This is a genomic window from Xenorhabdus sp. TS4 (genome assembly GCF_014467265.1).
In the GTDB taxonomy this organism is placed as follows: Bacteria; Pseudomonadota; Gammaproteobacteria; order Enterobacterales; family Enterobacteriaceae; genus Xenorhabdus; species Xenorhabdus ehlersii.
Map to the genome: position 1 here is coordinate 1 of NZ_NKHQ01000058.1, position 8,841 is coordinate 8,841.

Here is an 8,841-nt window from a genome sequence, read left to right on the forward strand (position 1 = left end):
GAATATTGTTTAGTCCGGTTAACACGCGGATCAGTGAGGTGTCCAAAAGCATTGCTGAGGGTTGTGGCTTGCATGGCAGTTTCTAGGATTATCATTGATAAGGTGCTAATGATAAATTACAAACGGCGATTATTCCTATTTCTCTGTACTGAATATACTCCGCTAATCATATTGAGCAATTTAGACCCGTTTGCCCTGCGCCCGTGTGGAGAGTCCCTATCAAGCCTTTGGTAGGCTAAATCATGACTAACCCGAAATTATCGGGGCAGTTCTTATCAATTTGCACACCGATATCGCCGGTACGCAAATCTAAATCTGCATATCGATATTTCCATATTCAAATTATATCCATCATCTATCTCAGGATAGCTGATTATCTATTTGTTTAACTAAACAAATATTAAACAGGTTAATGAAATTTTTAGGCATTGAGAGTGAACGCGCTGAGAGGTTAATTCAGGCGCCGGAGCGGAAAGGCAAAATAAATAAAAACCTCGAAGGGCGCAACCAACGAGGCTTCTGAAATGCAACTTGAACGGGGAATTTAACGGCTCCCAAAAAACAACATTTCACGAGGTAATTATGTATCACAAATCATCAAAAATCAATGATAGGGAGGTCGTATGAATACAGCGGAGGTTTTTGATTTCAATACGGCTAAAAAAATCAGGAGCAACAGGGTGGAGAACCAGAAATCTGGTTTTATCCCGTTGTACCGGAGCATCAGAAATAAACCGTGGGCTAAAGACGTTTTTCTCAGAACGCTGTGGGAAAATTTGCTTATGGATGCAGCCAGACAACCTTATACCGCTAATTTCAAAGGGAAGATATGGCACTTACAACCCGGGCAATTAGTCGTAACAGCGGCTGATCTGGGGCTATCTCTGTGTGACCGCAACGGGAAGCCAACCAGTCGTGATGCAGTAGAACGGATGCTGGCATTTTTTGTTAAGGAAGGGATGATTTCCATCGAAGGAGAGAAGCGAAAAGGCAGAGTGATCACCATCACAAACTATAGTGATTATGCTGAAAAAATAGACAATTCACCCGCACATAAAGCCGCACATAGAGGCGCACATGACGAGACCAGCAATGACGCGGCCTCAGACACTATATCCGAGAAGGCATCATCAACGACCGGGAAAAACTGATATATTTGCAGGAATATGTTAAGGCTGAATGCAGAGGAAACAATGGAAAACCAACACCGTAAAATCACTGGCTACCGTGAATTAACCCAAGATGAAATTGATTGCATGAACAAGATTAAGGCGCTTGGGGAGGATCTGGGTACGCTTTATGACTATCTTGTCATCACAAATACACAAACGGGCAATCACCAAATTGACATGCGTTGGCTGAACGAAGGCCGCACTGATCTACAAAAAGGGATTATGTGCTGGGTTCGTGCAGTGGCTCAACCAACGACATTTTGATTGGTTGCCCCCCAGATCAAATGATACTGGGGTGGCAGGAGTAGGTTAGGACGCAGTGTCGGTGAGTGATGAGAGGACGGCAAAAGTGTTACCGTCCTACTCAATATAATTATAAACACAATACGTAATTCCATACCCCCGGGTGCACCTTTATGCATTGAGCTAAGCAGCTACCCCAGGCTGAGCTGGCCGGAGGAAACATCGAGCAAGTCATAGCATAGATTTGCGTTGAGGTTAAAAGAGTCGTACCTGCTAACAGGCAAAGAAGAATGAACTTTTTCATTTTACTCACCCCATTTCACTGACAACAACAAAGACCAATTAACCCATTAAACCTATTTTCACCCAACAACAAGCGAATAATGCTTAACAATTAGTTACCCTCTGAAACTAAAGTCAATATTTCTTTGCCCATTCCCTGAGTGGTTAAAGGAATATTGATAACCCATGCTGCCACCCGTTCCCATCGCGTACCCAACGCACACGGGATGGTGGCATTTCTGTTTTCACTGCGCACCGCAGCGCCAATCTAAACATCGAGCCTTTATTTAGGAATGAGCCTTTGAGGGATCAGCTAAAACTGATGCTACTCGATGGGCTGATTTCCTATGCGGCAAAGGTTCATTACCTAAGTAAGGATAAGCATCGTGAGTAACATTATTCATTTTGAATATGAAGGTCATCCTGTATTTTTTAATGAAGAAGGCTGGATTAATGCAACGGATATAGCTTCCAAATACGGGAAAAAGCCCGCCAAATGGAAAGAGCTTCCTAGTACCAAAAGTTACATAAAATCCCTCGCGAACGCCCTAAATATGGGCAATGTCCGAAAATCGGACTTTGGTCTGATAGTGACGAAAAGAGGTAATACCGCTCGCTTAAGCAAATCAAGATAAGTCATAATCGGCCTCAACTGATTGTTTGAGGCCGATTTTTATGTCTGAATTTTCTCGTGAACTCCAAGCTACTGCGGAATTTAATTACCCCGAATCTCTGGATGCCTTTAGCCAAAACATTCCGATGGCATGGGTGACTAAAGTGGTTAGAGAAACCGGCCGAGCCACGGTGCGAAAACGTCGATTTCCCGCCGAACAAGCCGTGTGGCTAGTGCTGGGCATTGGGCTCATGAGAAACCGTTCTATCAATGATGTGTGTGACAAATTAGACCTGGCTTTTCCTGACGCCAAGGGGGAACTGCCATCATTAGCGTCAAGCCGTATCTCAAAAGCCAGACACCGCATTGGTGTTGAACCCTTGCGGCTTCTTTTTCATACCACCGCCACCGAATGGGAAAAAGAGGACACAACGTATTCTGTGTGTGGCCTGAAAATTTTATGTGTGGATGGCACCCAGTTTAAGGTGCCTGAAACAGGCGATAACCAACAATTGGGTTATGCCTCCGGTAAAGCCACCTTTCCTTCCGTGTTAGCGCTGACGCTGATGTCCGCACGAACACACCTTATCTCTGATGTGGCGTTTGGCCCCATCACCCAAAGTGAAATGAGCTACGCCCAACAATTGGTTGGTTCTGCGCCCGAAAATACGCTGACGTTGTTTGACCGGGGTTTTCTCTCTGCGGAATTATTTCAATCGTGACGGGGAGCCGGCAAAAATACCCATTGGCTGACGCCGATAAAAAGCAAGATGCGTTATGACATTGTTGAGGAATACAGCCCTTATGATAAATTGATCGAGATGCCGGTTTCTCCCCAGGCCCAACAAGCCCATCCTCACCTTGGAAAAACCTGGCGGGCACGTCTTATCTTAATTCCGGATCCGAAAGGTGAAATTAAAGGGTTTATCACTTCAATGGAATGCCCGGTAACCTATCCGCTCAACGCTATCCTGGGTGTGTACTGGGAACGTTGGGAAATTGAAACCGGTTATGGTGAACTGAAACAAAGGCTACTCAATAACACCGCCATCCTGAGGAGCCAGACACGGGCCGGTATTTATCAGGAATTATGGGGCATCTTGATTGCCTATAACGTGGTTCGGCTGGAAATGAGCCGGATGGCAAAAGTCTATCGTGTTGAACCGCTTCGGATAAGCTTTATCAATGCGTTACGGCTGATACAGGATGAGTTTTTATGGTGTTCGGGACGTAGCCCCGGTACGATCCCACAAAAATTAAAAGCGCTCAGGGAGAATGGCAAGAGACTGATCTTACCGCCGAAGCGAAAACGCCCATCCGTCCCACGGCAAATACTCTGCAAACATCACGTTACCCTTATCAAAAGAGAACCGCTCACGCTTAAGTGAGCGGTATTACGAAAAGAGGTGGTTTTAATGCCGGGACATGGATTCATCCAAAGTTGGCCGTCTCTTTTGCTAGATGGTTATCTGATGATTTTGCGGTTTGGTGCGATTTGAAAATTGATGAACTAATTCGAAGTCATCAACCCACATTCACTGACCAGCGCATCAATGCCATCTTTCTTCTTGATAAACCCGCTACATGGGAAAAGCAGTTTCAGCAACCCTTTTATCAGGCACTCAGCCGTAGTCAGGGTTGCCCTACAACGGCCATGTCGGCGGTACTCCGTCACTGTTTGGGATGATCACATCCAAGTGGGTATATCAGGTTGTGCTGCCTGATTCGGTTTATGCTGAAGCAAAAGAAGCTACCAAAGGCAATGGAGAAAAGATTCACCAGTATCTTAAGCCAGAAACCCTGAAACTGGTCAAAAAACAACTGAAAGTGGTCACCGTACTGGCTAACGGCTGTGTGGACTACAAGGACTTTGAGGCACGTTGCGTTCAGTCATTTGGCAAGTCAGGCGAGCAAGGTATGTTAATCCTACCGGTAGAACGGGAATTCAGTTACTCAGCGGTCAGACATTGAGCCAAAGTGCTTTTTCACACTTTGGGATGAAAGCACGGGCAGGATTTGAAATCCGCCCCTTTGATGCGGTAAGCGATTGATATTATCGAGGTCCTCAGTTTGGTGTTGGGTTCGCCAATCTGACGGTTAGCGATGAAATCAATGAGTTACTGCACAAGGCATGGGCAAGTCAGTATTCAATTGAGAAGCCGAAGAGCAAGAGGGCTTGATGCAATTGCTCCGCAATTGTACCAGAGCAAATAGAACGAACATTAAACTGAATACAAAATTCTGCAAAGCATCCAATAAACGGGTGCTGGATAGAGTTTTATATAAGTTTTGGGTATTGGTGGTCTCGCCGGAATAGCGGGTTATATAAAACAGATCAGTTGAATATGCTGAATGAGGTAAAAAACGATGATGATACTTATCAAAGAAGATGGCAGCACATCTATAACGCCCTGTCGTATTTATCTATATCCATCTCACATCTCCCCGAAGTTAATCAGCCATCCCTTCGGTTGGTTGCTTTGGGCTGAGATGTAACCATAAACCAAATGAGAATATATGCTTATGTGTAGATCACATTGTGACTTGTAATTGCCCATTTTGCTTCATTTTGCATCATACTTTGATTAAGATTCATGTATCTGATTAAAGTGGGGGTTGTGATGAAAAGGTTGGCATGGGTGGTGTTACTATTACCAATGGTAGTTCAGACTAAACAGCCAGATAAAGATTTTATTATTGAAGCAATAAATGATGTCTGTTCTCAACATACCGATCCTGAATTTTGTCGATGGCAATTGGAAAACATTACTGCAATTTCAGGGATAATTTCATTGAGCTATGCTAGTTGCGTTCGTAATGATGAACATACAAAAGATTGCAGTAAAACAGTAGAGGCATTTAACTATATACAAGGTCAATATGATAAAAATATGACTGAAATGAAAAAGTAGTTACTTTCCCTCAAAATACCTTTTTGTTTTACTTTACGGTGGAAAAATGGAAATTTTATTGTTAGCGATAATTATCGGTTTAATTCCTGCCTTAATAGCACATAGTAAAGGTAGATCATTTGTTTTATGGTGGATTTATGGATTTTTGTTGTTCATTGTTGCGTTGGTGCATTCACTTCTGATAAGCAAAAATAATGCTGGCATAGAGCGAAAGCAAATGGAAGAAGGCCTTGTTAAATGCCCTTACTGTGCAGAAATGATTAAGGCGGAAGCGCTCAAATGCAAGCATTGCGGCAGTGATGTTCAGGAAAAAATAGAAGAAATAACTCTTAAGAAATTTAAGCCATCTAGTGTCCCTTCTGAGTTTTTTTATAAAAGAAGGAAGGATGGGATAGAGTTAATAGATGATAGGGTTAAAGAGCTATCAGAAACGTTGATAAAAGCAAACATAGACAAGGACACTCAAGAGATAGAGCGTCATTATCAATCGGAAATAGAGAGCCTTAATAAAGGGTTGCCCAAGGCAATTCAGAAACAATTTCAAGACAGGTATGTATACTGGCTTCACAACATTGATTTGGTCAAGGTAGGCCCTATTGTGGAAGCCGCAAAAAAAGTTGTTAACACAGAAGATCTTCTTATAAAGAAAAGAGACGGTTTCATGATAAATGATGATGGAGTGAAAAAGTTAGTCGAATCATTTTTCGTTCAATCACCGGATTCAACTAGCATCTATAGAGATTTTGAAGATGAAATTTCTACAATAAAACGTACTCTGCCTAGTGAAGTTCATGAGACATTTATCAGAAAAATAAAGTATTGGAATAATGAATTGGCAGATAATCGCAATAAATAACAGCCCCAATCAGGGGCTTTAAGCCGTCCTTGGTTTTATATGACTTTTGTAACCCTCTTCACACTTTCTGGATGTGCTGATCAAATAATCAGTAACACTTATCATTAGCTCAGTGGTTAAATATGAGAAATGTTTAATATTGGGTGATGTTATGGATAAGCGGGGTAAAATTATGTTTACCTATGTCTCATCGGATGCTGATGAAATGCTTGGTAAGCCAGCAAATTATCTGTTGATGGATAAAAAGTCACAACAAATTGATTTTTCTTGCATTGTTGGTGTTAATGTAGATCTGGATTGCAACTTTCATTCAAAGTCATTTATTTATCATGCGGACGGTAACCAGAAAGTAGATTTCATGGATGATGGCATAGCAGAGGCAGGCATAGATAACATGTCTGGAATATTTTTCTCTGAAAATAACGTTTCCTTTGTTCTTACTGAAAGATTTAAGAAAGTTACTTTTGATAAAAGTGGTCTATATCTAATTAAAGTGTGCCTGTACGACGGTCTTTTAGAAGATAAAAATAGCAATCATGAAATAATTGACGAAAAAGACGCATACTTTTATGTGGGAGAATTCCGTGAGGAATATTCTTATGAATAGTGATAAAGTTATTAATATAGACACTGCTAAAATTATCAAAGCAAGAAATCAATTCCAGTCTAAAAAAGTAACTTCCGAAAAATCGGTTAAACAAGGGGAGGAAGGTATGTCAGAAAACTTCACCAAGACTGAACTTGAAGCCCTATTAAAAGCCAACAAAGCCGAGGTTGATGTTGTCGCCGCGACCATGAAGAAAGATATGGCGGAGTGGAGAGAGCAGCAAAATACTCAACTTGCTAATATCAACTCTGCAATCCAATCTTTATCAGCGAAAGTTGACGGCAAGATTGATAGTGTTGAAGGCAAAATTGATGGTTTAAAATCAAGCATTTCCACGGACGACATCAATAGGGTTGGCTCTAGTAACAGTTATTATGTCTGCTGTAGTGCTTGCATCCAGTTGGATAATATCTAGTAAAGGCGCTACATCACAGCCCCAACCAACCGTAACCCAGAGCCAGCCAGTAGAGCCATCCCATAAATAGCCCCATAAGGAACTTTTACTATCCAAACCTTCTCGTCATACGCCATTGACTTATACGATAAGAGTGTTATTATCATTCTATACATACACCAATGGCGTACTGAAACATGATATTCATTGAGACCTCTATATTCACCGAAGACTGTAAAGAGCTGTTAAGTGATGATGAATATCGCGAGTTTCAGCAATATCTTGCAGACAATCCCGCTGCGGGTGATGTTATCCAGCACACTGGGGGCTTACGTAAAGTTAGATGGGCATCCAGAGGTAAAGGTAAGCGTGGCGGTGTACGCGTCATTTATTATCACAAGGTCGATGTCTCACATATAAGACTGCTGCTGATTTATAAAAAAGGCATTAAAGATGACCTTAGCGAGTCAGAAAAGAAAGTCTTGATAGCATTAAATGAGGGATGGTAACAATGGATAGCAAATTATTTTCCAGACTCACTGAAAGCATGACACAGATGAACGAAATCATGAATGGCGAACGTGCTGCTTCTCGTGAAACAACTATTGAGGCAGTGAAGGTAAAAAACATTCGTCAGACAACCGGCTTAAGCCAAGCGGGATTTGCTAAATTAATCTCTGTTAACGTTGGAACCCTTCGTAATTGGGAACAAGGAAGACGAGAACCAACAGGGCCAGCAAAAGCATTGTTAAAGGCGATAGAGAAAGATCCGCTTCATGTCTTAAAGGCGTTATCTATGTAGCTTACGAAGCCCCATCACGGGGCTTTTTTGTTGGTACCTACGAAAGTTTTGTAGGTCAGGTTTAATTCCGGTGAATCGACGGAATTGAATAAAATCAGTAGGTTGATAGATGCGCTCAAGTTTGAGCATATAGTACTGAGTGTAAATCTGCATATTTTCTTTCTTAACTACCGAGATCACGGCAGTTACCTTTGACCTAAGGCGGAATCCTGCCTTAGCCCTACCGCTAAATTTGTCGGTAGCTAAATAACCTGTTGATTATTATTAACATCTACCAATGGTGGAAGCCGAAAACAATACCTACGGGAATTTTTTGTTATAATGAGGAGGTAACGCATCAATCAATTTTTCAATAACTTGCGATTGCTGACTGATTTTCATAAACCTATCAGTTTCTGATAGTTTCAGCGATCCGTATAGTTCTACTATTTCTTTTTTTAGTTTGTTTATCTCTTCATTTTTTCGTCCACAGAATTAGCTTTTCTCATTAGCTCTGCAATGTAGTCATATATATCACCTTTGATATCACCTTTATTTTTATTGGCTGATGAAATAAGTGATTCTATCTGTTGATACCTTTCTAGCCGGAAAAGAATTTCTTGCTGCAAGCTCCTCACTGAGGATTGTGCTTTATCTTCTAGGTTGCTCCTCATTTCAGGTGGCATCCTTAGCGGGTATGGCGCTATGCGTGACATGATATTGATTCACCCTAAAGAGGGTAAATACCAAACGCTAACTTGACAAGGAAATCCATAGGATCCGCAGGGCAAACGGGTCTAAATTGCTCAATATGATTAGCGGAGTATATTCAGTACAGAGAAATAGGAATAATCGCCGTTTGTGATTTATCATTAGCACCTCATCAATGATAATCCTAGAAACTGCCATGCAAGCCACAACCCTCAGCAATGCTTTTGGACACCTCACTGATCCGCGTGTTAACCGGACTAAACAATATTC

At 41.7% G+C, this 8,841-nt stretch carries 12 protein-coding genes and 2 pseudogenes; 12 read left to right on the plus strand and 2 right to left on the minus strand.

The genetic code is table 11. The annotated features are described in order from the left end of the window. Positions 1–623: 623 nt before the first annotated feature. A pseudogene (locus tag Xets_RS13725) lies at positions 624–1,103 on the plus strand (replication protein); the annotation flags it as partial. 90 nt (positions 1,104–1,193) lie between these two features. After that, positions 1,194–1,436 (plus strand): hypothetical protein, encoded by a 243-nt coding sequence (locus Xets_RS13730; protein ID WP_099134129.1) that lies wholly within the window; start codon positions 1,194–1,196, stop codon positions 1,434–1,436. A 373-nt stretch (positions 1,437–1,809) separates the two neighbouring features. Here the strand turns inward: Xets_RS13730 and Xets_RS22605 are convergent, their stop codons facing one another. Then, positions 1,810–1,953, minus strand: coding sequence for a hypothetical protein (locus tag Xets_RS22605; RefSeq protein ID WP_169922799.1), 144 nt, complete (start codon positions 1,951–1,953; stop codon positions 1,810–1,812). Between the two features lie 130 nt (positions 1,954–2,083). Here Xets_RS22605 and Xets_RS13735 point away from each other — a divergent pair, with 130 nt between their 5' ends. The 10 genes and pseudogenes from Xets_RS13735 to nadS all read left to right on the plus strand — a co-directional run bounded on the left by Xets_RS13735 (position 2,084) and on the right by nadS (position 7,881). After that, a complete protein-coding gene (locus tag Xets_RS13735; RefSeq protein ID WP_099134130.1) occupies positions 2,084–2,332 on the plus strand; it encodes a KilA-N domain-containing protein in 249 nt (82 codons plus the stop codon). A 40-nt stretch (positions 2,333–2,372) separates the two neighbouring features. Next, positions 2,373–3,698 (plus strand): annotated as a pseudogene (locus Xets_RS28715) (IS4 family transposase). Beyond that, the gene (locus Xets_RS13745; RefSeq protein WP_120211306.1) at positions 3,695–3,997 is read left to right on the plus strand and encodes a KilA-N domain-containing protein; all 303 of its coding nucleotides are present in this window, start codon (positions 3,695–3,697) and stop codon (positions 3,995–3,997) included. Before Xets_RS28715 ends, Xets_RS13745 begins: the two are co-directional and overlap by 4 nt. Then, positions 3,994–4,281: a hypothetical protein gene (locus Xets_RS13750; RefSeq protein ID WP_120211307.1), complete on the plus strand. Its 288-nt coding sequence runs from the start codon at positions 3,994–3,996 to the stop codon at positions 4,279–4,281. The genes Xets_RS13745 and Xets_RS13750 overlap by 4 nt, the downstream gene beginning before the upstream one ends. A 650-nt stretch (positions 4,282–4,931) precedes the next feature. Continuing rightward, positions 4,932–5,222 (plus strand): hypothetical protein, encoded by a 291-nt coding sequence (locus Xets_RS13755; protein ID WP_187651898.1) that lies wholly within the window; start codon positions 4,932–4,934, stop codon positions 5,220–5,222. A 46-nt stretch (positions 5,223–5,268) separates the two neighbouring features. Next, positions 5,269–6,078 (plus strand): zinc ribbon domain-containing protein, encoded by an 810-nt coding sequence (locus Xets_RS13760; RefSeq protein ID WP_187651899.1) that lies wholly within the window; start codon positions 5,269–5,271, stop codon positions 6,076–6,078. A gap of 151 nt (positions 6,079–6,229) precedes the next feature. After that, complete coding sequence (locus Xets_RS13765; RefSeq protein WP_099134105.1) at positions 6,230–6,685, plus strand: hypothetical protein; 456 nt, start codon at positions 6,230–6,232, stop codon at positions 6,683–6,685. Further along, complete coding sequence (locus Xets_RS13770; RefSeq protein ID WP_099134104.1) at positions 6,678–7,100, plus strand: hypothetical protein; 423 nt, start codon at positions 6,678–6,680, stop codon at positions 7,098–7,100. The genes Xets_RS13765 and Xets_RS13770 overlap by 8 nt, the downstream gene beginning before the upstream one ends. A gap of 176 nt (positions 7,101–7,276) precedes the next feature. Next, positions 7,277–7,588: a toxin HigB-2 gene (locus Xets_RS13775; protein WP_099134103.1), complete on the plus strand. Its 312-nt coding sequence runs from the start codon at positions 7,277–7,279 to the stop codon at positions 7,586–7,588. Positions 7,589–7,590: 2 nt separating this feature from the next. Then, positions 7,591–7,881: a NadS family protein gene (gene nadS / locus Xets_RS13780; RefSeq protein WP_038243532.1), complete on the plus strand. Its 291-nt coding sequence runs from the start codon at positions 7,591–7,593 to the stop codon at positions 7,879–7,881. Between the two features lie 446 nt (positions 7,882–8,327). Here nadS and Xets_RS13785 read toward each other — a convergent pair whose 3' ends face one another. Next, a complete protein-coding gene (locus Xets_RS13785) occupies positions 8,328–8,576 on the minus strand; it encodes an Arc family DNA-binding protein (RefSeq protein ID WP_099134101.1) in 249 nt (82 codons plus the stop codon). Positions 8,577–8,841 lie beyond the last annotated feature (265 nt).

Excerpts from the sequence above, each read along its gene's own strand:
- Xets_RS13775 (WP_099134103.1), top strand. The coding sequence starts at position 7,277 with ATGATATTCATTGAGACCTCTATATTCACCGAAGACTGTAAAGAGCTG.
- Xets_RS13755 (WP_187651898.1), top strand. The coding sequence starts at position 4,932 with ATGAAAAGGTTGGCATGGGTGGTGTTACTATTACCAATGGTAGTTCAG.
- Xets_RS13760 (WP_187651899.1), top strand. The coding sequence starts at position 5,269 with ATGGAAATTTTATTGTTAGCGATAATTATCGGTTTAATTCCTGCCTTA.
- Xets_RS13770 (WP_099134104.1), top strand. The coding sequence starts at position 6,678 with ATGAATAGTGATAAAGTTATTAATATAGACACTGCTAAAATTATCAAA.
- Xets_RS13750 (WP_120211307.1), top strand. The coding sequence starts at position 3,994 with ATGATCACATCCAAGTGGGTATATCAGGTTGTGCTGCCTGATTCGGTT.
- Xets_RS13785 (WP_099134101.1), bottom strand. The coding sequence starts at position 8,576 with ATGTCACGCATAGCGCCATACCCGCTAAGGATGCCACCTGAAATGAGG.
- Xets_RS13765 (WP_099134105.1), top strand. The coding sequence starts at position 6,230 with ATGGATAAGCGGGGTAAAATTATGTTTACCTATGTCTCATCGGATGCT.
- nadS (WP_038243532.1), top strand. The coding sequence starts at position 7,591 with ATGGATAGCAAATTATTTTCCAGACTCACTGAAAGCATGACACAGATG.
- Xets_RS13730 (WP_099134129.1), top strand. The coding sequence starts at position 1,194 with ATGGAAAACCAACACCGTAAAATCACTGGCTACCGTGAATTAACCCAA.